The organism is Terriglobales bacterium, from assembly GCA_035487355.1.
GTDB lineage: Bacteria > Acidobacteriota > Terriglobia > Terriglobales > Acidobacteriaceae > QIAW01.
Genome location: DATHMF010000086.1, coordinates 118,785 through 144,870, shown reverse-complemented (window position 1 = coordinate 144,870; position 26,086 = coordinate 118,785). Strand labels below are relative to the sequence as shown.

At 54.7% G+C, this 26,086-nt stretch carries 19 protein-coding genes; 7 read left to right on the top strand and 12 right to left on the bottom strand.

The window, feature by feature from the left end:
* Positions 1-18: 18 nt before the first annotated feature.
* Complete coding sequence (locus VK738_16015; protein ID HTD24164.1) at positions 19-2,007, bottom strand: winged helix-turn-helix domain-containing protein; 1,989 nt, start codon at positions 2,005-2,007, stop codon at positions 19-21.
* Positions 2,008-2,056: 49 nt separating this feature from the next.
* On the bottom strand, positions 2,057-3,967 hold the full coding sequence (locus VK738_16010; GenBank protein ID HTD24163.1) for a winged helix-turn-helix domain-containing protein: 1,911 nt from the start codon (positions 3,965-3,967) through the stop codon (positions 2,057-2,059).
* Between the two features lie 443 nt (positions 3,968-4,410).
* On the opposite strand from VK738_16010, the gene VK738_16005 reads away from it, so the two are divergent.
* Positions 4,411-7,512 carry an FG-GAP-like repeat-containing protein gene (locus tag VK738_16005; GenBank protein ID HTD24162.1) on the top strand — a complete coding sequence of 1,034 codons (3,102 nt, stop codon included), beginning with the start codon at positions 4,411-4,413 and terminating at the stop codon, positions 7,510-7,512.
* Between the two features lie 170 nt (positions 7,513-7,682).
* Here the strand turns inward: VK738_16005 and VK738_16000 are convergent, their stop codons facing one another.
* Together VK738_16000 and lysS are read right to left on the bottom strand one after the other, a co-directional pair.
* On the bottom strand, positions 7,683-9,146 hold the full coding sequence (locus tag VK738_16000; GenBank protein HTD24161.1) for an aminotransferase class I/II-fold pyridoxal phosphate-dependent enzyme: 1,464 nt from the start codon (positions 9,144-9,146) through the stop codon (positions 7,683-7,685).
* 252 nt (positions 9,147-9,398) lie between these two features.
* Entirely contained in the window at positions 9,399-10,943 is a 1,545-nt protein-coding gene (lysS, locus tag VK738_15995) for a lysine--tRNA ligase (protein HTD24160.1), read from the bottom strand.
* A 334-nt stretch (positions 10,944-11,277) separates the two neighbouring features.
* Here lysS and VK738_15990 point away from each other — a divergent pair, with 334 nt between their 5' ends.
* The 6 genes from VK738_15990 to VK738_15965 all read left to right on the top strand — a co-directional run bounded on the left by VK738_15990 (position 11,278) and on the right by VK738_15965 (position 15,300).
* On the top strand, positions 11,278-11,571 hold the full coding sequence (locus tag VK738_15990) for an AtpZ/AtpI family protein (protein ID HTD24159.1): 294 nt from the start codon (positions 11,278-11,280) through the stop codon (positions 11,569-11,571).
* Positions 11,572-11,573: 2 nt separating this feature from the next.
* A complete protein-coding gene (locus VK738_15985; protein ID HTD24158.1) occupies positions 11,574-12,047 on the top strand; it encodes an ATP synthase subunit I in 474 nt (157 codons plus the stop codon).
* A 25-nt stretch (positions 12,048-12,072) separates the two neighbouring features.
* The gene (atpB, locus tag VK738_15980; GenBank protein HTD24157.1) at positions 12,073-12,810 is read left to right on the top strand and encodes a F0F1 ATP synthase subunit A; all 738 of its coding nucleotides are present in this window, start codon (positions 12,073-12,075) and stop codon (positions 12,808-12,810) included.
* A gap of 91 nt (positions 12,811-12,901) precedes the next feature.
* Positions 12,902-13,207, top strand: a complete 306-nt coding sequence (locus VK738_15975; GenBank protein HTD24156.1) for an ATP synthase F0 subunit C — start codon at positions 12,902-12,904, stop codon at positions 13,205-13,207.
* Between the two features lie 456 nt (positions 13,208-13,663).
* Positions 13,664-14,590 (top strand): ABC transporter ATP-binding protein, encoded by a 927-nt coding sequence (locus VK738_15970; protein HTD24155.1) that lies wholly within the window; start codon positions 13,664-13,666, stop codon positions 14,588-14,590.
* Positions 14,591-14,595: 5 nt separating this feature from the next.
* Positions 14,596-15,300, top strand: a complete 705-nt coding sequence (locus VK738_15965; GenBank protein ID HTD24154.1) for a hypothetical protein — start codon at positions 14,596-14,598, stop codon at positions 15,298-15,300.
* A 23-nt stretch (positions 15,301-15,323) separates the two neighbouring features.
* Here the strand turns inward: VK738_15965 and VK738_15960 are convergent, their stop codons facing one another.
* The 8 genes from VK738_15960 to nuoF form a co-directional block, all read right to left on the bottom strand.
* On the bottom strand, positions 15,324-16,817 hold the full coding sequence (locus tag VK738_15960) for an NADH-quinone oxidoreductase subunit N (GenBank protein ID HTD24153.1): 1,494 nt from the start codon (positions 16,815-16,817) through the stop codon (positions 15,324-15,326).
* Positions 16,814-18,388, bottom strand: coding sequence for an NADH-quinone oxidoreductase subunit M (locus VK738_15955; protein ID HTD24152.1), 1,575 nt, complete (start codon positions 18,386-18,388; stop codon positions 16,814-16,816). The genes VK738_15960 and VK738_15955 overlap by 4 nt, the downstream gene beginning before the upstream one ends.
* 2 nt (positions 18,389-18,390) lie before the next feature.
* Complete coding sequence (nuoL, locus tag VK738_15950; protein HTD24151.1) at positions 18,391-20,370, bottom strand: NADH-quinone oxidoreductase subunit L; 1,980 nt, start codon at positions 20,368-20,370, stop codon at positions 18,391-18,393.
* Positions 20,367-20,669, bottom strand: coding sequence for an NADH-quinone oxidoreductase subunit NuoK (gene nuoK / locus VK738_15945; GenBank protein HTD24150.1), 303 nt, complete (start codon positions 20,667-20,669; stop codon positions 20,367-20,369). Before nuoK ends, nuoL begins: the two co-directional genes overlap by 4 nt.
* A gap of 2 nt (positions 20,670-20,671) precedes the next feature.
* Positions 20,672-21,178, bottom strand: coding sequence for an NADH-quinone oxidoreductase subunit J (locus VK738_15940; GenBank protein ID HTD24149.1), 507 nt, complete (start codon positions 21,176-21,178; stop codon positions 20,672-20,674).
* Positions 21,179-21,190: 12 nt separating this feature from the next.
* Complete coding sequence (gene nuoH, locus VK738_15935) at positions 21,191-22,246, bottom strand: NADH-quinone oxidoreductase subunit NuoH (GenBank protein ID HTD24148.1); 1,056 nt, start codon at positions 22,244-22,246, stop codon at positions 21,191-21,193.
* Between the two features lie 25 nt (positions 22,247-22,271).
* Positions 22,272-24,635, bottom strand: a complete 2,364-nt coding sequence (gene nuoG / locus VK738_15930) for an NADH-quinone oxidoreductase subunit NuoG (protein ID HTD24147.1) — start codon at positions 24,633-24,635, stop codon at positions 22,272-22,274.
* Between the two features lie 66 nt (positions 24,636-24,701).
* Positions 24,702-26,027 (bottom strand): NADH-quinone oxidoreductase subunit NuoF, encoded by a 1,326-nt coding sequence (nuoF, locus tag VK738_15925; GenBank protein ID HTD24146.1) that lies wholly within the window; start codon positions 26,025-26,027, stop codon positions 24,702-24,704.
* Positions 26,028-26,086: the final 59 nt, after the last annotated feature.

Below are 26,086 nucleotides of genomic sequence, written 5' to 3'. Positions count from 1 at the left end.
TTGTGCTCCCCAAGAATTTTATTGGTCCGCCAGTTTCATGCGCTTGAGCAGATCTTTGAATTCCGGATCATTACGAAGCCGGTCAAAGCGCGAGTCAATTTTGAGGTTAATGAGAGGCGTCATATGCGATTGGTAGGCAAGCTCAAGGAAGCCAAGCGCCTGTTTTCTGTGGTCGAGCATGGCGTTTAAATAAGCAAGATTCAGTTTTTCCCATTCCACGCCGCGGCGGAAATTTTTCTGACCTAGTTGAACGCGCGCTTCCAGATACTCTTGTTTGGCCGCATGGAATCCGCGCATTCTATAGGTTTCCATGAAAGGAGCAACATCGGGTTTTTGGTCTTCCGCAGTCTCATATTTTTGCCAGCATTCAGCTGCCCGTTCCAGGTCTCCTTGCTTTTCGTAAGCCTCGGCCAACCCGGTGAGGGCGGAGATGTTATCGGGAATGACTTGAAGGACCTTATTGAAGTCGACTTCAGCCTCATCATAGCGATGCATATAGAGGAGGTAGTAGCCGCTGGAGAGAAAATAATAGAACTCCAGGGGATCAAGTTGCTGAGCGCGCCGAATTTCATCCAGGGCCTCGGGCAGACGGCCCATGACTTTTAAATATTCCGCGTAGAGGGAATGCACTTCGGCCTCGTTAGGGTTCAGTTCAATCGCCTGTTTTAACTGTTGTTCTGCTGCTGGCCAATTCCAGTCGTGATAAAAATAAATTGATCCCAGAATGGCATGTGCCTTCGAAGATTGCGGGTCAAGTTCCACCGCTTTCAGGGCGAACGACTCCGCATTCGATTCCTCGTGCGAAATGTAGTGCCGTGTCTCTTGCCACTGTAAACACTGCGCCATTCCCGTATAGGCGGGCGAGAAGGCCGCGTCCGCGGCAATCGCACCCTGAAAGGCGCTGCAGCTCTGCTGTATATCAGCCCGGTCGAGCTGCTGCTTATGAAACAGGTAATGCCCCTTGAGATAGCTTAAGTATGCTGCAGGGACCAGAGGGTGTGAAGTCCGCGCAAAAAACTGTTCTTCACTGGGATCAAAGTTAGCATGCACTTCACGCCCAATCATCTTCGCCAGGTCAGTTTCGGCGGTGATTACGTCGCGCAAATCGGTGTCATAACTTTTCACCCAAAGTATCGAACCCCGCACCGGTTCCGTCAGTTGAACCGTGATGCGGATCCTGTCTCCCACCTTGGTCACCGAACCTTCCACTAGGGCGTCCACACTCAGTTCACGGGCAATATCCGCGGGCGATTTGTGCGCGTTCTGGTAGCGTATGACCGAAGTAAATGAGCGCACATGGAGTGATTTGATCTTGGCCAGATTGGTAATCAATTCGTCGGTAATCCCCTCAGCGAAGTAATTCTCTGAAGGATCGCCGGAAAGGTTCTCCAACGGCAGTACTGCAATGGATTGGAAGTGATAACCCGGATTGCGGGCCGGCCACCAGCGGATTGCGCGAACTGCGCCAGCGACAATGGCGACGGCGAGCACCACCAGCAACGCGAGCCGTAGCCGCATACGCCTATGCGCGAAGAGATTGGGAGCAGGGAGCGGTACCGGATTAACAATCTCTGCTTGCGATGTGTCTGCTATGGGGCTGCCGCGACCATTTTGCACGGTGCTAACTACCGTGCCTGATAACGATACTTGCGATGAGATTGCGGTGGTTACCGGATACAGAAAGCGATAACCTACGCGCGGAACCGTCTCAATATAGCGCGGGTTTGCCGGATCATCGTTCAGAGCGGCGCGTAATTTGGCGATGGCTTTGTTGAGGCCCAGGTCAAAATGAACGAAGGTATCTTCCGGCCAGATTCTTTGCTGCAACTCCAGGCGCGTAACAATATCTCCCGGCTTCTCCAGCAGCGCAGCCAACACCTGAAAGGGCTGGCGCTGAAGGTTTAATCGAAGGCCAAATTTACGCAGTTCGAGTGTTCGCAGGTCGGCTTCGAAATTTCCGAAGCGCAACAGGCGTTGCTCCTGCACCAAATCGCGCAATGGCGCCATAATGAATCGAAATTCCTTTCGGCGGCAGAAAATAGCAAGACTTTGACGGTCAACTTCCAATCTTCTGTAGTAATTGCTGGAATTGGGGCTCAGAGCGCAGGCCGTCGAAAAGAGAGTTCACTTTGAGCTGAATCATCTGGCTGTCACGCTCATCGTAGGCTTTCTGCAGATACTCGAGAGCCTTCGATTTGTTTCCCAGTTCGACGTTCGCGTAGGCAACAGTGAAAGACGAGTTGTGTTTCGGATCGAGGTCGTGTTGGACGGCATATGCGCGCGCGGCTGAGTAGCCACTGTGTTTGTAAATCTGCATCATCTCTTCCGTGAGATTTTCCTCATGACCTGCGAGCAGCAACTTGCGGCGTTCTTCGATCGCATCCCAATAATCTTTCTTGGCTTCGTAGTCGTGCACCAAGCCCCAATGCGTCCAAGGAAAATTCTCGTCTAAATCTATGCACTTGTTGAACTCCGTTATGGAGTCATCGTATTTCGCCGCGAACAAATACGTCATGCCCAGGCTCGAGCACACAAAGGGCGTGACCGGATCGAGCTTCTGCGCCAATTTGGCTTCCTCTGCGGCTTTATCCATCTCTCCCACGGCATGGTAGTACGAGACCAGCCGCAAGTGGGCCTCAGGATTATTGGGACTCAGATCAGCCATCTTCTGCAGTTCAATGTAGGCCGCAGGATAGTTCCAGTCATAGTTCAGCAGAATGGTTCCCAGCACACCATGAGCCTGCGGAAGCGAAGGGTTCAATTCCAGGGCTTTTTGCGCGAACTCCTTGGCTTTCGCCATGGCCTCATCAGGCTTAAGCAGACCGTTGGATGCCCGCGCGGTGTAGCAATCTGCCATGCCTACATAAGCTTCGGCATAGGTGCTGTCACTTTGAATCGCCTGTTGGAAGCTATCACAGCTTTTCTGCACACCTTCGTCTGTCCATTGCAGAAAGTAGTGGCGCCCTTTCAGATAAGCTTCATAGGCATCTGCCGGCGGAACGTGAGATGCCGGGATCATCCGCTGCTCCTGCTCGGTGGTCAGGTTAACGCGAATTTCGTGGGCAATGGCCCGCGCCAGGGTGTTCTGCACGCTCAGGATGTCGCGTATCTCGCTGTCATAGCTTTCCGCCCACAGGTGTTGGTCTTTACCGGCGTCGATGAGTTGCGCCGTAATGCGGACTTTATTGCCGATGCGGGTCACCGAACCTTCAACGATTGCTTCAACTTTCAGCTCTTTTGCGATCTCAGGCAAGGCTTGGTGGGCATCCTTAAAGCGCATCACGGAAGTGCGCGAGCTGACACGCAGATCGGGGATCTTGGCAAGGTCGGTGGTCAACTCTTCGGTGATCCCATCGGCAAAATAATCTTGCGATGCATCGCCCGAGAGATTTTCCAGCGGCAACACGGCTATGGAATTAAATTGACGCCCGGTGCCGCCACGCCACTCTGTCCATTTTTCATGCAGCGCAGGATACAAAACCGAACCGGCCACAATGAGTGCCAGAAGCGATCCCACATAGATTGGCCACTGGCGCCGAGAGCGCGGTAATGGGGGCAGATTCTCTGCAGATGGAATTGGACTAACCGCTTCGCTAGTTGCTGGGGAACTCTTTTCCTGGGGAACATCTGGTTCCTTTTCTGGGGCGGCATCGCGTGGGGCAGTCACTACTGCGCCAAGAAAACGGTATCCAACCCGGGGAGCGGTCTCGATGAAGCGAGGATTGGCCGCATCATCATCCAAAATCGCCCGTAATTTGGTGATGGCCTTATTCAGCCCCAGATCGAAGTCAACAAACGTGTCTCCGGGCCATATTTTTTGCTGTAACTCCTGGCGTGTGACAACTTCCCCAGGCTTTTCCAGCAGGGCCGCCAGCACCTGAAAGGGCTGCCGTTGAATGTTGATCTTGTTGCCGAATTTGCGCAACTCAAAGGTCCGGAGATCGGCCTCAAAGACACCAAAGCGCAATACACGTGGCCCTGGGAGCGAATTTTGCAGTGGGGCAGCCATCAGGGAAGAAGGTAATAAAGTCTAACACCTCTCTTTGGAGAGAAAATGGGAAAATGCAATTTCGGGAATGTCTTGTACTAAGAATTGCTAAATCAATAACTTAGATGGGAATAGTCATTCCTCTCCGGGAACATTGACCCGCTACCGGGGCAGAGTTTACAAGCTAACCATCGTCAGTGAAATTGGGGAAGGAAGTAGACATGGCCGGTTCCCGAACTTCGGAACCGGCTCATGTGTTTCAAAGCCTTCCTGAAGCATGCTAAACAGAACAGGCGGGTAAGATTCAATTGAGCTTGCTGCGATCATTCCTGGTAGTGGTTTGTCTTAGGCTTACTAATGTCGTATTAACCCTTGCGGGCAAACTGGCATCTGAACCGGCCCCGGTTGTTTCGGTAAGGCCAATGGCGCAGCGGAACTCAATTCTGATTCTGCTGGCTATCATTCTGTTTCTGCCGGCCACGGGCAATGCCGGCGGATTTCAGCCCGCCGTTCCTTACACAGCCGGTTCATACCCTGGAGCGGTGGCGGTCGGTGATTTCAATGGGGATGGAATACCGGATTTGGCCGTTGAAAATAACGGTGGCAGCATCAGTATTTTCACAGGCTCAGGGACTGGAACTTTTTCGTCAGCCACAAACTACACCACAGCGTCTTCCAGTGGAGTCGTAGTAGCAGACTTTAACGGAGATGGGAAACCTGATATAGCGACCGCCGACTATTTTGGTGGCAAGGTCAGGATTCTCATCAACAATGGCTCTGGTGCATTCCCCACGAATATGGAATTTGCGGCAGGGAGTGGTCCCGTCTTTGTTGCGGTCGGAGACTTCAACGGTGACGGTAAGCCTGATTTAGTGGTAGCCAACTCTTCGACAAGTCAAATCAATGTATTGTTGAATACCAGCACCGGCGGCATCTTGAGCTTCGGCGCTCCAACCCCTTATACGGTGGGGATGCAGCCTTTTTTTGTGGGCGTGGCCGACTTGAACGGGGATGGAAAGCTCGACCTTGTGACCGCCAACAGCGGCAGCAATAACATCAGTGTCTTGTTAGGTGCCGGCAATGGCACATTTGGCGCCGCAAATAACTTTGCGGCGGGAACGGGCCCCAGTTCGGTGGTAGCGGGAGATTTTAACGGAGACGGCAAGACCGATCTGGCGGTTGCCAATTACGGCCCATCCAGCGTGACCATCCTGCTTGGCAACGGCAGTGGGAGCTTTCAACTGCTGAACAGCGTTAACGTGGGGGCGAATCCTAATTCCATAGCAGCGGTTGATTTGAATGGTGATGGAAAGCTAGACCTGGTTACCGCCAACTACACTGATGGAAACGTGAGTATCTTGCTGGGGCACGGGGATGCTACTTTCCAAGCCTCAGCGCAGTACGCGGCTGGCGCGAGTGCAAATTTCGTGGCCGTCGGCGATTTCAACAAAGATGGAGTCGTGGACCTCGCCGTCGCCGATAATAATGCCTCTGGCAGCGGCAACACGGTCAGCGTTTTACTCGGGAATGGTCTATTCGCTCCCAAGAACGACTTCGCCGCCGGAACCAGTCCTATTGCTGTGGTGACTGGCGATTTCAACAAAGATGGAAACCAGGATGTAGCTGTTGCCGACAGCGGTACTGACAACACCGTAAGCGTACTTTTTGGTAATGGTATGGGTGGTCTGACGGGACTGACTCCGTATCTTACCGGGAAAACTCCGTTTGATGTTGCTGCCGGTGATTTCAACAATGACGGCAATCTTGACCTGTTTGTGGTCAACAACGTCGGTAGCTTTGGAACTCCATTGCGCGGCAGCAGTAACGGGACCTTCGCAGTACAATCAGGGGTTTTCGACAGCAACACGTTCAGCCCTGCCGATGCGGCTCTTGCCGATTTCAATGGTGACGGCATACTGGATGTAGCCATGGCTGAAAACGGCAGCAACAAAGTCAGCGTTTTTTTGGGCATGGGCGATATCCATCTTAAATTTCAACCTGGGGTTGACTATGCCGTCGGTGCAAATCCCATTTCGATTGCCGCTGGCGACTTCAACGGCGATGGCAAGCCCGATCTCGTAGTTGCTGATATCGGTGGGCCGGCCGGGGCCAATCTCAGCGTGCTGCTGAACAAGGGCGATGGCACCGGCACTTTTCTCCCTGCTGTTCCCTATGGCGCTGGAACCAATCCCAATGAGGTACAGGTAGGAGATTTTAATGGCGACGGCAAACTCGATATTGCCGTTGCAAACTTCAGCAGCAACAATGTCAGCATCCTTTTGGGAAATGGCGATGGCACCTTCCAGAACGCGCACAACTTTCCTGCCGGGACCAATCCGGCCGCGCTCACGGTTGCCGATTTTAATGGTGATGGAAAACTTGATCTCGCTGTGGCCAACTATGGCAGTGGCGATGTCAGCGTGCTTTTGGGCAATGGCGATGGTACTTTCAATACGCAGACCCGGTACCCGGCGGGCTCTTTGCCCAACTCCATTGCCGCTGCCGATTTTAACAACGACGGCGCACCAGACCTGGTAGTGGCCAACAAGGGCGGAAATGTAAGTATCCTGCTGAACCGTGCAGGAAGCACGCTTTCTTCCTCCAGCTCCCCCAATCCGTCGCTCTTGACGCAAAGCGTGACCTTCACAGGCGTAGTCGCAGCCAGTATTTCCGGATCAGGCATTCCCACCGGTACTGTGATCTTCAAAGAAGGCGCAACCGTGCTGGGACCACCTGCCACGCTGGATGGCAGCGGTCATGCCACTTTCTCGATCTCATCACTCTCGCTGGGAACACACGTGGTTACGCCTGTTTATTCCGGCGATCTGAACTTTGTTTCCCGCACCCTGCCCGCCGTTACACAAATTGTGAATGTGAATACCGTTACCACGCTGGTGAGCAATCAGAATCCATCCGGTGATGGGCAGGGCATCATCCTCACGGCTACCGTGACACCGGCTGCTGGCAGCAGCATCCCACCGGGAACCGTAACGTTCTTCCAGGGAGCATCTATGATTAGCACCTGCATCAATGTGCCCCTGGATAACACTGGTACAGCGATATGCTATCCATCCAATGTCCTGACCTTAGGGACCTACACCTTTACAGCCGCTTACAACGGCAGCGGAAATCACCTGAGCAGCACATCGCAGCCGCTGACCCAGGTTGTAAAGCTGTCCAGTACCTCGTATGCGGCACTATTTGATCCTAATTATGGTTGTTGTGTCGCGATCTCTACCCTGAAGTTCCGCCAGAGGATCGCCATTTTCGCTTCTGTGAATTTTGAAAGCAATGCTGCGGTCCCCACAGGTACAGTCACGTTCTACGTGGATGGAAAGCCTTTTGGGTCACCCGTGCCTTTGGATGGGATCTCGCATAATCAAGTCCTCCAAATTGTCTCCCAGCAGCCGAACCAACTCATAGTTGGACAGCACACAATCAGCGCAATCTATAGTGGAGACGCAAATTATGCAGGCTTCACTGCAGGCCCGCAGCCCTTTACCCGTCTGCTGCGCCCACATTAGGATTGAACTGCATGCGCCGCGATATTCGGCGCTGTGTGACCACACAGCCGGAAAGTGTCCAAACCGGGGCGCCCCACTCGCGCGCGGTAGCGCCTGTGGGGATCAGCTTTATAGCATGGAGCTGCTTAGAGTGTTCCTTGAAAACATTTGCATTTCTTGAGGACTGAAGACTATTGACTGAGGACTGTTCCTGTGGCAGTTACGGTGAACCTCTTCGCAGCCGTATCCAAAGCGTGTTGTAGCTCCTGCATGTTCTTTTCTGTGGTCAGATAACTGATGATCATCACTCGGATAACGCTGCGTCCATTTACAGTGGTCAGCGAAATCCAGCGCTTGCCGTCACGCGTGACTTCATCCACCACGCTGGCGTTGGCGGCGGCAACTTCCACTTCAGTTTTGCCTTTTACTCGCAGGTTCAGGATAGGCAGTTGAAGCGGCGCGGCCAGCTCGTAATTTTCTGACTGCTTTACCCAGGCCGCAAAATCTCTGGCCAGTTGCAACTGCCGATCAATCAGTTGTTCGTAGGCCTGACGTCCGTGCACGCGCAGCGTCAGCCACAGCTTCAGCGAATTCATGCGTCGCGACCATTGCACGCTGACTTTAAAGTTATCAATCAGCGGGGCCCCGGTGATTTTAGGCATGTAAGGAGTCGAAACTCCGAAGGCACGTTGCAGCAGCTCCGGTCGCGAGGTCAGAATGACTCCGGCAGCAAAGGGCATGGCCAGCCACTTGTGCGGATCAAACGTTACCGAGTCCGCCAGTTCGATGCCTTTGACTAAAGCACGATGCCGGTCGCTGAAGATGGCAGCGGCGCCATATGCCCCATCCACATGCAGCCAGAGACTATGCCGCCGGCAAACTTCGGCAATTGCAACCATATCGTCAATTGCGCCGGAGTTGGTGGTTCCCGCAGTAGCAACAACACAAAACGGCTTGTGCCCGGCGCGCGTGTCTTCCTGGATTGTGGCCTCCAGCTTCTTCACATCCATTTGCACCTGATCGTTGACTGGCACGCGTCGCATGGCTTTGCGGCCTAGCCCCAGCAGCCCAGCGGATTTGTCAAGCGAGTGGTGCGATTCCGTGGAGGCGTAAAAGACCGGCTGCGCGCCAATGGAGGCGATGCCGTCTTCAACCGTTTGCGGAAAGTGTGCCGCCAGGGCCAATGCCAGAGCGCTGAAGTTGGCTTCGTTTCCGCCGCTGGTAAAAGTTCCATCGAAAGCGCGGTTCCAGCCCACGCGTTCGCCAATCCAGCGCACGGTTTCATTCTCAATCTTCGAGGCCAGTTGCGAGCGCGCCAAAGTTGCAAGCTGCGGATTGAGCGCTGCCACCAGCATCTCGGCCAGCACCGCCATGTACGTGGGCGTGGGATTCATCAGGCCAAAGTAGTTGGCACTGGGGACATGGAAGCCTTTTTCGATCAGCTCGCGGCAAATCTCGTCGAGTACGGCCTCGGCGTTTTCGCCGATCTCGGGCATGTGGTCGTGCAACTCGCCAAAGGTGCGTTTTTCGAGAGGAAGTTGTACGGCGCGATCTTCAAGAGAGGAAAAGTATTGGTTGATGCGGTCCACCAGTTTGTATCCAAGCTGGCGCCGCTTTTCTGCGTCAAATTGAAATTCGCTTAAGTCAAATCCCATGATTGCTCGTGTGGTATAGCGCGGCAAGCCGCAATAAAGACTATATCTTTTCGCCCACTGTCATCCTGAGCCCCGTCGCGAAGGACCTCCGATGGCGATGGAAACCACCCACGGCTGAAATCGGACTTTCGCTTGGATTTTTCCCTCGCCGGCTGTGTTGTAGTACCGACAATCCGCCTCCCACCAAATTCAAAAACAGCCACAAGCTAGTAGCTAAACAATTGGATGGGCAAACAAGCTCATTTGGCTCGATTATTTGTTTTCAGGTTCACTGCCACTAGCACCCTTCTCCGGCCGCAAAAGTGGAAACAAGATCACATCACGAATCGAGCGCGAGTCGGTGAGCAGCATGGTAAGCCGGTCAATGCCAATGCCTTCTCCGCCGGCAGGCGGCATGCCGTAGGCCAGGGCGCGGATGTAGTCTTCATCCATGGCGTGGGCCTCTTCGTCGCCGCGGGCACGCTCGCCAATCTGTTGCTCAAAACGCCGCCGCTGCTCCTCGGGGTCATTCAGTTCGCTGAAGGCGTTGCCGATCTCCAGGCCTCCGACAAAAACTTCAAAGCGTTCTACCCAGTCGGGCTCGTCGCGCTTGTTTTTGGAAAGCGGCGAAATCGCGACAGGGAAGTCGTAGAGGATGGTCGGCTGGATCAGATGCTCTTCAGCAACCGCCTCGAACATCGCCGCAATCGTTTTTCCCGCAGGTTCGTTAGGATCGTAGGGCATGTGCGGCGTGTGAGCGGCGTTCAACCGCTTCACCAGCGCGCCCACGGAGGCAGCATCGGCAAAATCTTTCATCTCCGGTTTGGCGCCCGCTTCTTCCGGCCAGAATTTGATAATCGCCTCACGCATCGAAAGCCGCTGCCAGTTGGCGAAATCAATCTCGTGTCCGTTGAAAGTAGTTTTAGTGCTTCCGTTTACGTCGCGCGCAACCTGCGCCAGCATCTCTTCGGTCAGGCCCATAAGATCTTTGTAGTCGCTGTAAGCTTCGTAAAACTCCAGCATGGTGAATTCCGGGTTGTGCTGCGTCGAGATGCCTTCGTTGCGGAAGTTGCGGTTGATCTCATACACCCGGTCCAACCCGCCGACGACTAGCCGCTTGAGATACAACTCCGGTGCAATGCGAAGGTACAGGTCAATATCCAGCGTATTGTGATGCGTAGTAAAAGGACGCGCCGTCGCTCCCCCGGCGATGGGCTGCATCATCGGGGTCTCAACTTCGATGTATCCGCGAGCGTCAAGAAAACGCCGGATCGCCTGCACCACCTTGCTGCGCTTCACAAAAACCTCGCGCACCTCGGGATTCATGAACAGATCAACGTAGCGCTGGCGGTAGCGCAGCTCCACGTCCGTGAGGCCATGAAACTTCTCAGGCAAGGGAAGCAGGTCTTTTGACAAGAACGTTATGGTCTCAACGTGGATCGAAAGTTCGTTGGTCTTCGTGCGGAACAGATATCCGCTCACGCCAATGTGGTCGCCCAGGTCGAGCAACTTGTAGAGCGCGAACGCATTTTCGCCGACAGCATCCATCCGGACATAGATTTGCAAACGCTGCCCAGCCTGCTGCAGATGGGCGAACCCAGCCTTGCCCTGTCCGCGAATGGACATCAGCCGCCCCGCCACCTTTACGGTAATGCGGTCTTTTTCCAGTTCCTCGGCAGACTTGCTCGAGTACTCCGCCAGGATTTGTGGAATACCATGCGAAGCCTCAAACTTGTAAGGATAGGGCAACTGACCCAGAGCAGAGATCTTGCCCAGCTTCTCAATTCGTTCGGCGTAAATTTTATCGTCTAAGGACACGGTTCTCTTTCAATGTGAAAGTTAAACCTTCGATTATAAATTAGGCCGCGTGCTCAGGTGCCCGGACGGGCAGCAGCAAGGTCTGATTATTCTCGCAGCTTTATTGATTCCTGCATTGGTAATGTCCTTTTGCGCCACTTTGCGGCGCGCCCCGGCCTTTAGGCCGGGGTAAAGGTTCTTAAGCTTTAGGCTTTAGCCCCGGCGCACCGAAATGTAGACGTCAAATAGCCCTGAGGCAGCTCTTCCGAGGGCTAAGGGTATTTTTGAAACACGACTCCCCTCACCGTAAAAGCTGCATTCCCCCGTGAAATCCGATACATTCTTGAGAAGACCTATGAACTCCCCAGAGCCAGAAGACCCCTCTTCGAAGCTGCAGCCCACAGCGGAAGATAAGCAGGATGAAAAGCGCAGCATGTGGCTATTGATAGCCCGTTACAGCCAGATTGGATTTATGTTACCGGCGGCTACTCTGATTGGCTGGTTTTTGGGATCGCTTCTCGACAAGTGGCTTCACACCACCTGGATTTACATTGCCGGCCTGGTGTTGGGCATGATCACCGGGTTTGTTGAATTAATTCGCATGCTCTTATCTGAAGCCGACGCCGAGACCAAAGCTGGAAGCAAATAGATATGATTGAGGACTCCAATCCCCTGCAGGAGCCTTCAAATTCTCGTGAGGTCCCACCATCAGATCCTGAAACGGAGCAGTTTTACGCTCAAGCCTATGCCCGCATGATGCGCTGCATGTTGGTGGTTGCGCTCTTCGCCGCCCCGGTTTTCTTCTGGCGTCCCGGATGGAAATTTGCCTTGGCTTTTCTGCTGGGTGCCACGCTGTCGCTGCTCAATTTTCGATGGCTCGAAAGGACTGTCTATGGTTTGAGTGAACTCCTCATCAAGAGTCCGAAGGCTCAGCCCTCAGGCCGCGTTGTACGCCGATTCCTCTTCCGGTATCTTTTGATCGCAGTTGGCGCCTATGTTATATTCAAGAGTTCGGTTATAGCAGTTTATGGCTTCTTTGCAGGGCTATCTTTGCCGGTAGTCGGCGTTTTCTGCGAAGCTGTTTACGAGCTGTTTACCACTTTAAGATCAAGATCTCAATCCTAAGCGAGTTTGGAACCAGACATCAACAATGCCTGAGCAACTTTGGTTTACACAGTTCCTGAACCAGCACCTTGCAGGTGTGGTTACGCCTCTATTGCAGAAAATTGGCTTCGCGCCTCACTATCCCGAGGCTCCGTTCTCTAATTTCGTCGCCATGGAGCTGCTGGTATTTGTTCTCCTGATTGTCTTCTTCGTATTGGTGCGTACACGGCTTTCCGTGGAAAGTCCCAACGGTTTGCAGCACATCGTGGAAACTATCGAAGAATTCATCAATCACCAAAGCGAAGAAATTATTGGCCATCACAGCGAGAAATTCACTCCTTTTCTGGTGGCGTTGGGCCTGTTTATTCTTGTGAGTAACCTGTTAGGGTTGATTCCAGGCTTTGAATCACCGACAGCAAGTCCCGCAGTGCCCCTGGGCTGCGCAATTCTTTCGTTCTTTTATTACAACATGCATGGCCTCCGCAAACACGGAGCACTCAAGTATGCTAAGCATTTCCTGGGGCCTTTGGGCATCGTGGGCGCGGTCATCATGCTGCCCATCGAGATCGTGAGCCACCTGGCGCGTCTGTTGTCGTTGACCGTACGTCTTTGGGCCAATATGTATGCCGGAGACTTGGTCACCATGGCGTTCTTTTCCATGGTTCCTATCCTGGTGCCGGTGGTCTTTCTCGGGCTGCATTTAGCTGTAGCATTTCTGCAGGCCTACATTTTTGTTTTGATGACCATGATTTATCTCTCCGGCGCAGTCGCCGAAGAGCACTAATTTATAACGGCTTTATAGAAGCATCCGCGAGTGTGAGGACGCTTGCACGGTAGCGTCAACCACCGACTGGCGGAAATCATAAGGAGATAAAATGCGTAAATTTTTGTTCTTGTTCATGCTTGTGGCAATCATGATGGTTGCCGCTCCAGTGTATGCCCAGGGGACCGGGAGCCCGGCTTCTGTTAATTGGGCTACACCAATTGCTGCCGGCATTGGTATGGCCATCGCCTCCGGCCTCTGCGGATTGGGCCAGGGTAAGGCCACGGCCGCAGCCTCCGAAGCGATTGCTCGCAACCCGGGAGCCACCGCCGGAATCCGATTCGCTCTGATTCTTGGCCTGGTACTTATCGAGTCGCTGGCTCTCTACACGCTGGCCATCATCATCATCAAGGTATAGTAAGGTCTACAACGCAAGGGCCTCCGCTGCCGCGGAGGCTTTTCTTTTTGCGCTCAGCGTAAAATTGATGCTGATGTCTTAGCGGCGCTCAGATTGTTTCCAGAGAGGCTTCGAGTTTGCGACTCGAAACAGCTATCGCAGCTTTGGTATCAAAACGGCATCAAACCGTTGGCTTTTGAGGAATTCTAGTTCATCATCTGCAAGGGCCATCTCGTGCAGATTGTCAGTGCGCCCACGTCAAAGATTGCGAGGATACTTTGCCGGGGGAAAAAAGATGTATGAGGGATACTAGGGACTGCATTAGCCCCGGTTTGGCGGTCGTAAGTTATTGAATTCAAGTGGTTTATGACTGGTGGGACTACTCCAAGTAATACCCCCACCCCCACTACTCGAGGACAGGGGCAGAACAAGGGAAATGTGGCAGTAGGACCGCCGCAAACTGAAAGAAGTTGAAGAATGGCTTACGCTCTCGAATACGACCATGTCTCCAAGCAATACGGCGGCGTGTGGCAAAGCAAGCCGGTGCACGCCCTGAAAGATTTCAACCTGCAAGTTGAGCATGGCGAGATCTTCGGTTTTCTGGGGCCAAACGGCGCAGGTAAGACCACGGCTATTCATATTGCCTTGGGATTTGTTCGTCCTACCAGCGGCGCCGGGCGCATGTTGGGAGAGAGTTTTGGCCACGCTCCCACCCGCCGCCGCGTCGGGTTCCTGGCCGAAAACCCTACTTTCTACCACCTTTCTGCGCGTAATCTCATACGCACCTATGGCGCGCTGAATGGCATGCGCGATCCCAGGTTGCGCGAGCGTGTACGTGAGATGCTTAAGGTCTTTGATCTCGAAGAGGCCGCCGACCGCAGTGTAGGCAAGTTTTCGCGCGGCATGTTGCAGCGGGTAGGCCTGGCGCAGGCCCTGGTGAACGACCCGGATCTGCTTGTCCTGGATGAGCCGACCTCGGCGCTCGATCCGGTGGTGCGCGTGGCTGTGCGCGAGCTGTTGTTGAAAGCGCGGGAGAAGGGCAAGACGGTTTTTATCAGCTCCCATCTGCTTTCAGAGATCGAGATGATCTGCGACCGCGTGGCCATCCTGCATCACGGTAGTGTGGTGCGCCTGGGCAAGACTTCGGAGTTGTTGGAATCATCGGATCAATGCGAGGTCGTGGTCCAACGGGTGAAAAACGAAGTCTTCCCTGAAGCCGTAGCGCGCGATGGCCGCTTGCATTTGCTGGCACCTCTCTCCATGCAGCGGAACATCATCGAGCGCGCCTGGGCTGCAGGTGGAGAAGTTGTGAGCGTTAATCCCGTCAGAAAGTCGCTGGAGACGGTATTCCTGGAGTTGGCCAAAAGCGATGCCAATGAGAAAAATCACAAGGAGGGCGCATGAGCCCGGTGCTGCTGATTGCCGCCAACTTCCTGCGCCAGAGACGCTGGTTTGTCCTGATCTATCCCTTGCTGGCGGTTGCCTTTGCCTTGATGATGGTTCTTCCGGAAAACTCTGTAGATCAGGAAGTCCTGCAAGCCTATTTTTTGCAACTATCGATCTATGCCATCACGATCGCCACCTTGCTGGCATCACAGGCTGATTTTAATGAACGCAAGAGCCGGCGCGTGCTCGGGGTGCTCTCCAAAGGCATCGAGCGGCGGGATTATCTTGCCGGTCTGCTGGCTGGTGTCTTTATCTCCTGCGGTTTGTTTCTGACCGGAACAATGCTGGGAACGTTATGGATAGCCTCGAAACTGTCACTTCCCTGGACTCCGGTATTGGAAGCAGTGCTGCTGATGTGGCTTGCCTGCTGTCTGATTGCGACTATAACTACCTTCTTCGCAACATTTCTGCATCCGCTGTTGGCAGTCGTGGGGGCGTTCGTTCTGGCAGGGGGTGGATTGGCCGCCCACTTCATGAAAACACAAGGAGGAATAATTTTTCCGGTTGTCGAACTGATGTCAACGGCGCAGCAACTTTTGGTTGGTAAAGAGATCAGTGTTCATACCATCCTGATTACCGTGCCGGTGGCAGTGGTGGAAGTTATTGTCTTCTGGTTGCTGGCCGGGCGGATCTTTGCCCGTCGCGATGTTGCCGTGGCGATTGAATAATTGGGTTGAATAAAATTGAATAATCAACGCATCAGGTCATGGGCCGAGCGTACCGCATAATCCAGGACGCGTTGCGGCCAGATTCCCAGATATAGCGTGGCTGCCGCGCTTAGTATGACGGCCACACCCAATGAGGCAGGAACGGGAAGCACAGGAGCATCAGTCTTACTCTCCTGCATATACATCACAACGATCACGCGCAGGTAATAATAAGCGGCGATGGCGCTGTTGATCATGCCAATGACCGTCAGTCCAACCAGGTTCGCGTGCAAGGCCGCATTGAAGACGTAATACTTTGCAAAAAAGCCACCAGTCAGCGGAATTCCGATAAGCGACAGCATGAAGATGCTCAGCATCGCAGCCAGCCACGGCGAGCGCTGGCTCAGACCTGCATAGTCGTCAAGGGTGACGTAACGCTCTCCGTCTCCCGCCAGATGACTCACAATGCAGAAAGCTCCCACATTCATTGTGGCATACGACGCGGTGTAAAAGATTGCCGCTGATATGCCGTTTTCAGGACCCGTCGCCGGGCCAAGAAAAGCCACCAGTAGATATCCGGCGTGGGCAATGGAGGAGTAAGCCAGCAAGCGCTTCACATTGTTTTGCACCAGCGCTCCGATGTTGCCCAGGGTCATTGACAGTGCGGCAGAAACCCAAACCAGCCAGGACCACGCCGAGTGGAAAGCATCGGCTGAAGCCGCAGCGAACAGGATGCGAAGCAGCACGGCAAAGGCTGCGGCCTTGGGTGCAGTGGACATAAGTCCCACAATGGGCGCAGGAGCGCCTTCGTACACGTCAGGCGTCCAAACATGAAAGGGTGCGGCAGCGATCTTGAAGCCGATTCCTACAAACATCAGTGCAATGGCTACATACGCCAGCACACCGGTGTTTCCTCCCCGCAATGCTGTAGCGATTTCCGTGATGTTGGTCGAGCCCGTCGCGCCGAACATCAGTGCGATGCCATAGAGGAAGAAGGCGGTAGCAAACGACCCCAGCAGGAAATATTTCAGCGACGATTCACTGCTGCTGGCAAATTTGCGGCGAAACCCGGCCAGAACATACGTCGCAATGGAAGAAATTTCCAGCGCAATGAAGATCAGCACCAGCTCCGTGGCCGAAGACATCAGCATCATGCCCACAGCGCCGAACAGGATCAGCCCGTAGTATTCGCCCAGGTTGATGTGCTGGACATCCAGATACTCGTACGAAGCAAGAATGACGACGATGACAATCAGTGCGATCAGAAGATGAAAGAAGATGCTGAAGGTATTGACGGCAACCATGCCGAAGAAGGCTTTGCTCATGGCATCGGCATCGCCTGGAGTAGACAGGTAGGTGCTTTGTGCAACTGTGGCTAGGGCTGAGGCAATCGCGCCGCACAGGGCCAGAATCCCTAAGGACTTCCGGCTGCTCTTAGGGGCAAAAAGGGGATCTGCCATCATTATCGCGATGCCGAAAACGGTCAGGATAATTTCAGGAAGAACACAAATATAATCGATGCCGTGGATCTGGTTCATCGGCGGCTAACCTCGAAGGATTTTTTCTCACTTCCCAGAGCGGCTGGTTGGCCCTGACGCGAGGCTGACGCTCGCTTTTGGGCGGCTTCCATGCCATGCGCAGCAGAAGGAATGGCAGCCCGAACCGCAGGATCAATAGCGTTCATCCACAGCGAGGAAGCAACGCCCATAATGAGGGCGAAGACCACGGTGGGCCACAGCGCAATGCGCTCACGCAGATTGGCATCCGGCAGTGTGTTGTTCACCGGCACGGTGACCTGGCCGTAGAAGACGCGCTGGTACATCCAGAGCATGTAGCAGGCGCTCCAGATGACGCCCGTGGCCGCCAGAACGCCAAACAAGGCCTTTGCCTGGAAGGCTCCATTCAAAACCAGGAACTCGCCTACAAATCCATTCAGCAGCGGCAAGCCGATGGAAGAAAGAGTGATCAATAGAAAGAAGGTGGCATAGATCGGCATGGGCGTAGCCAGGCCGCCAAACTCACTGATCTCATATGTATGCCGCCGTTCGTAGAGCATGCCTGCGAGCATGAAGAGAGCTCCGGTAGAGACACCGTGGTTCAGCATCTGGTAGACAGCGCCGTCGGTCCCCATGGCAGTGAAGGTGAAGATGCCGAGTACGCAGAAACCAAGATGGCTCACCGAAGAATAGGCGATAAGCTTTTTCAAATTGGGTTGCACCATCGCCACCAGCGCTCCGTAGATGATGCCGATGATGGCCAGCGCAACAATCCACGGCGCATGGCGCCGGGCTTCATCCGGAAAGAGTGCGACGTTGAAACGCAGCAATCCATAAGTTCCCATTTTGAGCAGCACGCCAGCCAGTAAGACAGATCCGGCGGTCGGCGCTTCCACGTGCGCGTCTGGCAACCATGTGTGCAGGGGAAAGATGGGAACCTTTACGGCAAATGCGATAAAGAACCCCAGGAAGAGCCACAGGGCAGCGTTGCCGCCAAGAGCAATCTCGCCAGTGGCGAGTTTCGTACGAATCGTCGCGTAATCAAAGCTGCCCGCGTGGACGTACAGCCAGATGATCGCCGCCAGCATGAATACCGAAGCGACCATGGTGTAGAGGAAAAACTTTACGGCGGCATAGACGCGCCGTTCGTGTCCCCAGATTCCGATGAGCAACGCCATCGGGATAAGCGTCGCCTCCCAGAAGACATAGAAGAGGAACATGTCGAGCGACAGGAAGACACCCAACATGGCGGTTTCCAGCACTAGCAACAGGGCGAAAAATTCTTTTACCCGGTCATGCACCGAATGCCATGAGATCAGCACGCTCAACGGCACCAGGAAGGTGGTCAGCAAAACCAGCCAGAGCGAGATGCCATCCACACCCAAGTGATAGCGGATGTTGGGGCTGCCAATCCAAGAGTGATCAACCGAAAACTGAAAGCCCACTTTGCTGTTATCAAAATGAAACGGAAGATGCAAGGAGAGCACGAAGGTGAGCAGGGAAATGGCCAGTGCACCCCAGCGAATTGCATTGTCGTTGCGCGGGAACAAGAGCAACAGCAGCGCCCCGGCCAGAGGGACAAAAGCTACCAGCGTGAGAATTGTGTTGTCCATGGTCATCGCAATCCCACCCAGATCATGTAGGCCACTACGGCTGCGGCCCCTAGCGCCACCCATCCAGCGTAGGAGCGAATATTGCCCGACTGCATCTTGCGCGCCTCATTGGAGACAAGCTGGGCGCTATCAGCGGCTTCATTCACCAGCGTGTCAATCGTGCCCACGTCAATTTCCTGCCACAGCAGCTTGCGCGAGCCTTCTACCACTGGCTGGACAAAAAGCCAGTTATAGAGTTCGTCTATGCGGTATTTATCGCGCACCAGTGTGTAGAGACCGTTGAGCGCAGCGGCAAACTTGTCGGGCAAATCGCGGCGTTTGCAATAGAACAGCCAGGCTAGGAACAACCCAACAGAGGCGACGGCCACTGAGGTGATGGCTAGAGTTACCTCCAGGCTGGGGTTTTCTGGCTCTGCCGACATCGTCCCTGTGCTCAGCACAGGCGACAGGAATTCGTCAAAGTGATTGTTGCCGCCCAAAGCTTTAGGTATGTTCACCCATCCCCCTGTGAAAGAGAGGAACGCCAGTATCATCAGGGGCACCAGCATGATCAGCGGACTCTCATGCACGTGGTCTCCGTTGTTTGCATGTCCATGATTGTCGTGTCCGGCACCGTGCTCGGCCTCACGCCGCTCACCAAAGAAAGTCATGAACCACAGGCGGAACATGTAAAACGATGTGATTCCGGCAGTGATGATTGCTGCGACCCAGAGGGCCTTATAGCCGTTTGCCCAGACCTTCCACAAGATTTCGTCTTTACTGAAAAACCCAGCCAGAGGAGGGAATCCCGCAATCGCAAAGGTCCCTATCGTCATGGTCCAGAAAGTCACAGGGATTTTCTTGCGCAGGCCACCCATGTTGCGCATATCCTGCTCGCCGCCGAGGGCATGAATGACCGAACCGGCGCAGAGAAAGAGCAGCGCTTTAAAGAAGGCGTGCGTCATCAGGTGGAAGATTGCCGCCGAATATGCCGCTACACCGCAGGCCAGGAACATGTATCCCAACTGCGAGATCGTGGAGTAAGCCAAGACGCGCTTGATATCGGTTTGCGTCATGCCAATGGTCGCGGCAAACAGCGCGGTTACGCAGCCGATGATGGCAACTACGACGAGGGCGAGAGGTGAGCGGCTGAAAATAGCATTGGAGCGCGCTACCATGTACACGCCTGCGGTCACCATGGTGGCGGCGTGAATCAGCGCGGAGACCGGTGTGGGGCCTTCCATTGCGTCCGGCAGCCATACATACAGAGGAACTTGCGCCGACTTGCCGGTAGCACCCAGCATCAGCAGCAGGGCAATGGCGGTCAGGATGCCAACCCCGCCGGCGGTTTCCACCGGTAGACTGGAAGCCTTACTAAAAACATCACTGAAGTTCAGCGAGCCAAATTTCTGGAACATCAGGAACATGGCGATAAGAAAGCCGAAGTCGCCGATGCGGTTCACGATAAATGCTTTTTTCCCTGCGTTGGCCGCCGAGTCTTTTGTGAGGAAGAACCCGATCAGCAGATACGACGCCAGGCCCACGCCCTCCCAGCCCACAAACATCAGCAGATAGCTGCTGGAGAGCACCAGGGTGAGCATGAAGAACATGAAGAGGTTCAAATACGAGAAGAAGCGGTAGTAGCCGCCCTCGTGCTCCATGTATCCGACCGAGTAAACGTGGATCAGGAAGCCGACCCCAGTCACCACCAGGATCATCACCATCGAAAGCTGGTCGAGGTAAAAAGAAAAATCAACCCGGAAATCCCCTCCCGCCGTAATCCAGGGCAAGTGCTCTTCAATGTGAGGGATCTTCAGCGGCAGATGAGTAAGCTGCCAGCTTGCCCACGCAGAGAGGAGAAAGGCTGCAGCCACAAAAACCAATCCAACCGTCGCCACGACCTTTTTGGGAAAACGGCGTCCAAAAAGTCCATTGATAGCGGCGCCGGCCAGCGGCAGCAGCGGAATAAGCCACAGATATAAATTCGGTTCGTTGTGGTTCATAGTTTCAGCAAATTGACCCGGTCAACGTTCAAAGTCTCACGCGTGCGGAAGACGGCGATAATGATGGCGAGGCCGACGGCGGCCTCGGCTGCAGCCACCACCATCACAAAGAAGACGAAAACCTGTCCGTTCAGCGTGTGCAAGTAGGCGCCGAAGGCAACAAACGACAGGTTCACTGCGTTCAGCATCAGCTCGATGGACATGAAGATGGTGATGATGCTGCGCCTGATGAGAAAGCCCAGCACGCCCAGGCAGAACAAAACTGCGCTCAATCCCAGGTAATAGGACAATGGGACCATGATTAGTTGTCTCCTCTCTTGGCCAGCACAACCGCACCCATGATGGCGATCAGGATCAGCACCGATGTCACCTCAAACGGCAGCAGAAACTTGCCGAAGAGTAGCTTCGCGATCTCCTGCACGGAGCCGATCATCGAATTCGAACTGACAGAAGCGTTTCCAGTTTGCCCCTGGTGAAGCAGGAGGCTGTAAACCACCAGCGCAGCCAGCGCGATGACGCTCGGAATGCCGATAAACCAGGCAACATAGCTCTTGCCGCTGTGCTCTTCTGTGCCCGCGTTGAGCAGCATGATGACAAACACAAACAGCACCATGACAGCGCCGGCATAAACGATGATCTGGATGGCGGCCACAAACTCGGCGCCCAACAGCAGGTAGAGCACCGCCAGCGACCCCATGACCACAATCAGCGAAAGTGCGCTGTTAATGGGATGGCTCTGTGCCAGCAGGTTGATTGCTGCTGCTATGCACACCGCCGCGAAGATGAAAAACAATATCAGATGCAACATGGGTACGAGGTTTTAAGACTGCCAAGCAACAATGAAGCTGGTGATGATAATGTTCGCAATTGCCAGCGGCAAAAGGAATTTCCAGCCGAATGCCATCAATTGGTCATACCGGAAGCGCGGCAGCGTGCCCCGCACCCAGATATACACAAAGATGAAAACAAAAACCTTCAATGCAAACCAGAACAGTGGCGCAAGCGCTTTCACAAGCGGCGGCAAAGACTGTGGTGTGAGCCCGGGCCAGGGCTCGGACCATCCGCCAAAAAATAGCAGCGTCGCAACGCAGGCCACCGTGAACATGTTGGCGTATTCCGCCATGAAGAACATGGCAAACTTCATAGCGCTGTACTCGGTGTGATAACCCGCCACCAGTTCCGTTTCCGCTTCCGGCAAGTCGAAAGGAATTCGGTTGGTCTCAGCATAGGCGGAGACCAGGTAAATAAAAAATCCGATCAACTGCGGCCAAATATACCAGTGAACAAGTCCACCCGATTGCGTGTTTACGATCTTTCGCAGGCTGAGCGATCCAGCCAGCAGCAGCACGCCTACCAGTGAAAGGCCAAGAGAAAGCTCGTAGCTGATCATCTGGGCGCTGGCGCGCAGCGAGCCCAGCAGGGAATACTTGTTATTCGACGACCATCCCGCCAGAGCTATGCCATAGACCGCAATCGAAGTCACACCCAGCAGGATCAGGAGCGCAATGTTGATGTCTCCCGTTCCATCGGCAGTCGAAGTTATCTGCAGGCCTGTGCTCCAACGGCCGAGCGGGAGTTGACCACCCAGCGGGATCACCGCAATTGAGGTCAACGCCATGACCACCGCAAGAAAGGGCGCCAGAATGAACAATGGCTTATAAACGTAGGGCGGTGTGAGGTCCTCTTTCAGAATGAACTTCACTCCATCCGCGATCGGTTGCAAAAGGCCAAATGGACCAACGCGCGTTGGTCCCCAGCGGTTCTGAATGCGTCCTACAACTTTGCGCTCCAGCCAAACGGTGTAGGCCACAGCTCCGAGCAGAACGTGGATGAGAACCAGGCTTTTAATTGCCGCAATTACGATATAAGTGAGCATCGAGTGTTTAGCGAACGAATCTTTCTTAGTCTCCAGCCAATGCAGGCGGCACGGGTTCCGTGCGCCGGCTTTCCACCACCGAATTCAATATCTGGGAGTAACGCCCCAACGTTCCTGAAGCAAACAAATTATCTTCCGCCGGCACGATGGCCTGCGCATCCGACTTCGCCCCGCCTGCGCTGGTTTCTAGCGCCGTTGTGTGCACGTCATTTCCCGCCAGCAGGTTCAGGCGCGAAATTTGATGAGTCTGATAGCCGGGCACCAGGCGCTGAATCTCATCGAGAATCGCCGCTGGATCGAACGGGCTGAGTTTGGGCTCCAGATTATTGGCGCGCAGCCAGACGGCATGCTGATCAGCTTCACCCGATTGTGCTCCACGCGATTGGCCCATATCTGCGCGAGTGGCCCCGCCAAACGGGACCAGTTGGCGCACATTGAAGCCCATGCGGTCGGCGATGTGCACGATGATTTCAAAATCAGGACGCGACCCGGCAAAGTCTCCTGCTTTGTTGACCAGTTGCAAGTCGCCGCATGTGTTGGTGAATGTCCCTGATTTTTCGTAGGCGCAAGCCGCCGGCAAAACAACGTCGGCCAGGGTCGCGGTCTCGGTGAGGAACATATCCTGCACAATGAGGAACGGCTTGGCCGGACCGAGCGAATCTGTACGATAGCGAGCAATTGGGTTCGAGCCGACAACGTACAGTGCTTTTAATTTTCCGCTGGTTGCGGCCAAGAGCATCTGCTGAATACTCAGGCCTGGCTCAGAAGGGAAGTCGGATTGCCACTCGTCGGCAAAACGCTGCCCTTGGCCCAGAGACGCATAGCCGGGCAGTAAATCGGGATACAGGCCCATATCGGCAGCGCCACGGGAGTTGGCGTAGTCACCCAGGCAAATGTATTTTGCCCCTGTGAGCGACGAGCCGAACTTCACCAGGGTAGCGATATCTGCGCCGCGCAGCTCAGAGCCGAAGATGATAACCAAATTTTGCTCGGCGCGAACTTTGTCGCGCAACGTGGAAAGCGCCTGGCGCGAGGCTGCGTCTACGGCTTTGTCATCTCCTGCGAGGAAGCTGACGGCCTTGCCTTCAGTGCCGGCAGTGATTTTTGCGGATGCGCTTGCCTGGCGAAGCAGCTTGATCTCTTGCGAGTTGATGACGTACAGGCGTCCGCCGTTCAGACGAATATTAGTGCGTATCTGCCATGCCAGCAGCGGATGCCGTTCAGTCGGGTCATTCCCAATCAGCAGAATCGCCGGCGCGGTGAGCACGTCGCGCATCGTGGCCGTGACGTTGCTCTTGCCTGCAACCGCATTGGCAAAGCCGGGATAATCTGCCGTGCGGTGATGATCAATGTTGTTGGTCTTCAGCGCAATGCGGGCAAACTTCTGCAACAGATAATTTTCTTCGTTCGTGGTGCGGTTTGATCCGATCACGCCCACGCTCGTGCCACCGTGCTGGTCCACGGTTTCACGCAATTTCTTGCCGGCAAACTCCAGCGCATCTTCCCACGAGGCTGGGACCAGGCGTCCATCTTTGCGAATCAGGGGTTGCTGCAGGCGGTCTTCGTGATTAGCAAAATCGAAGGCGTAGCGGCCCTTGATGCAAAGGAAGTCTCCATTGATGCCGCTCTTGTCGCGGTTGTCTCCGCGGACGATTTGCATTCCGGTATCGGCGCGGCGGACGCCCAGCGTGGTCTTGCAGCCATCCCCGCAATGCGTGCAGGTGGTGCCCACGTGGTTCATCTCCCACGGCCGCGTCTTGTAGCGATAGGCGCCAGAGGTCAGAGCGCCCACCGGACAGATATCAATGCACATGCCGCACTCTTCGCACTCCAGGTGGTCTCCCTTGTTGGGAGCGATCACCGAGTTGGCCGCGCGGTTCTGGATGCCCAGCGCAGCCACGTCCATGCCTTCGTTACAGACGCGCACGCAGCGATAACACAGGATGCAGCGCGGGCGGTCGAAGAACACTACCGGCGACCACTGCTGTTCTTCCTTGTGCTGCTTGGCCTCCATGAACTTCGATTCGGCCGCGCCGTATTTGAAGGTCATGTCCTGCAACTCGCACTCGCCGCCAGCGTCGCACACCGGACAATCCAGCGGATGGTTACCCAGCAGCAGCTCAATCGTGGCTTTGCGCGCCTGCTTGACCTCATCGCTCTCCGTAATGACTACCATGCCGTCGGTGATGGGAACGGTGCAGGCGGTTTGTAGCTTGGGCATCTTCTCGATGCGCACCACGCACATGCGGCATGCGGCCTGCAACGACAGGCCGGGGTAGTAACAGAACGATGGGACTTCGATTCCCGCAGTCTTGCAGGCCTCAATCAGCAGCGTGCCCGCAGGCGCGGTGATCTTTTTTCCGTCAACGGTAATGTTTACGTCAGGCATAAAATTTTGCGATCGTGCGATTGAGTCATTAGGTCATTTGTTCAAATGACTCAATGACCCGATGGTTCAATGAGTCAATATTGGCAACTGGCTTACCGCTCCCTTTGGATCAAACGGGCACGGCTTGCCTTCCAGGTGGTCCTCAAACTCTTTGCGCCACTTATCCACAATGGATATCGTCGGGATCGCGGCGGCATCGCCCAGCGGACAGAAGGTACGTCCCAGCATGTTCTGCGCCAGGTATTTAATGTTGTCTATGTCCTTCTTCAAACCGCCACCGGAGTGAAAGCGCGTCAATGTCTTTTCCAGCCAATCTGTGCCCTCGCGGCAGGGGATACACCACCCGCAGCTCTCATGCTTGTAAAACTTCATGATGCGCAGGGCAAACTTGACCATGCAGGTGTCTTCATCCAGAATCACCACGCCGCCCGAGCCCAGAAATTCGCCGCGCTTCGCAAAAGTGTCGAAGTCCATGTTGAGCTGCTCGGCTTCTTCGGCGGTAAGCACAAAAGTGGATGAGCCTCCAGGCACGACCGCCTTCAGCTTTTTCCCGCCAGGAATCCCACCGCCCACTTCATAAATCATTTTCTTAAGCGGATATCCCAACGGCAGCTCGTAAACGCCTGGCTTGTTGATGTGTCCACTCAGGCAGAACAGGCGTGTGCCGCCGTTCTTGGGTGTGCCCAGATCGGCAAACTTTTGTCCGCCCATCATGATGATGTGCGGCACAGAAGCCAGCGTCTCTACGTTGTTGATCACGGTTGGGCCGCCCCAGAGACCGACGACCGCAGGGAACGGAGGACGAATGCGCGGAATGCCGCGTTTGCCTTCCAGGGATTCCATCAGCGCCGACTCTTCACCCACTTCGTATGCGCCCGCGCCGGTATGCCAGTAGACGTTGAACTCGCGCCCGCTGCCGAAGATGTTCTTGCCCAGGAAGCCGCGCGCGTAGGCATCAGCCAGCGCCTTGCGCATGATGTCCACCAGGTAGCGATACTCGCCACGGATGTAGACGTAACCCGTCTGCGCGCCCACTGCCAGGCCGGCAATCAGGACGCCTTCGATCACAGCATGCGGATCGTGCTCCAGAATAAGGCGGTCTTTGCAGGTGCCGGGTTCGCTCTCATCGCCATTCACCAGCACATACTTGGGCTTGCTCGCCTCTTTGGGCACAAACGACCACTTCATGCCCGTAGAGAAGCCTGCGCCGCCGCGCCCGCGCAGGTTCGAGGTCTTGACCTCGTTGATGATCTCCTCGGGCTTCATCTTGAGCGCTTTCTGCACGGCTTTGTAGCCATCGAGCTCCAGGTAGCGATCAAGGCTGGTTGCGCCTTTGCCGAAGCGGTTCGAGACCACTCTAACTTCGTCGGGATGTGATACCAGATCAGCCATTTTTATATTGAGTCATTGTTTGATTGGATCATTGATTCATTGATTTTCAATGATTCAAT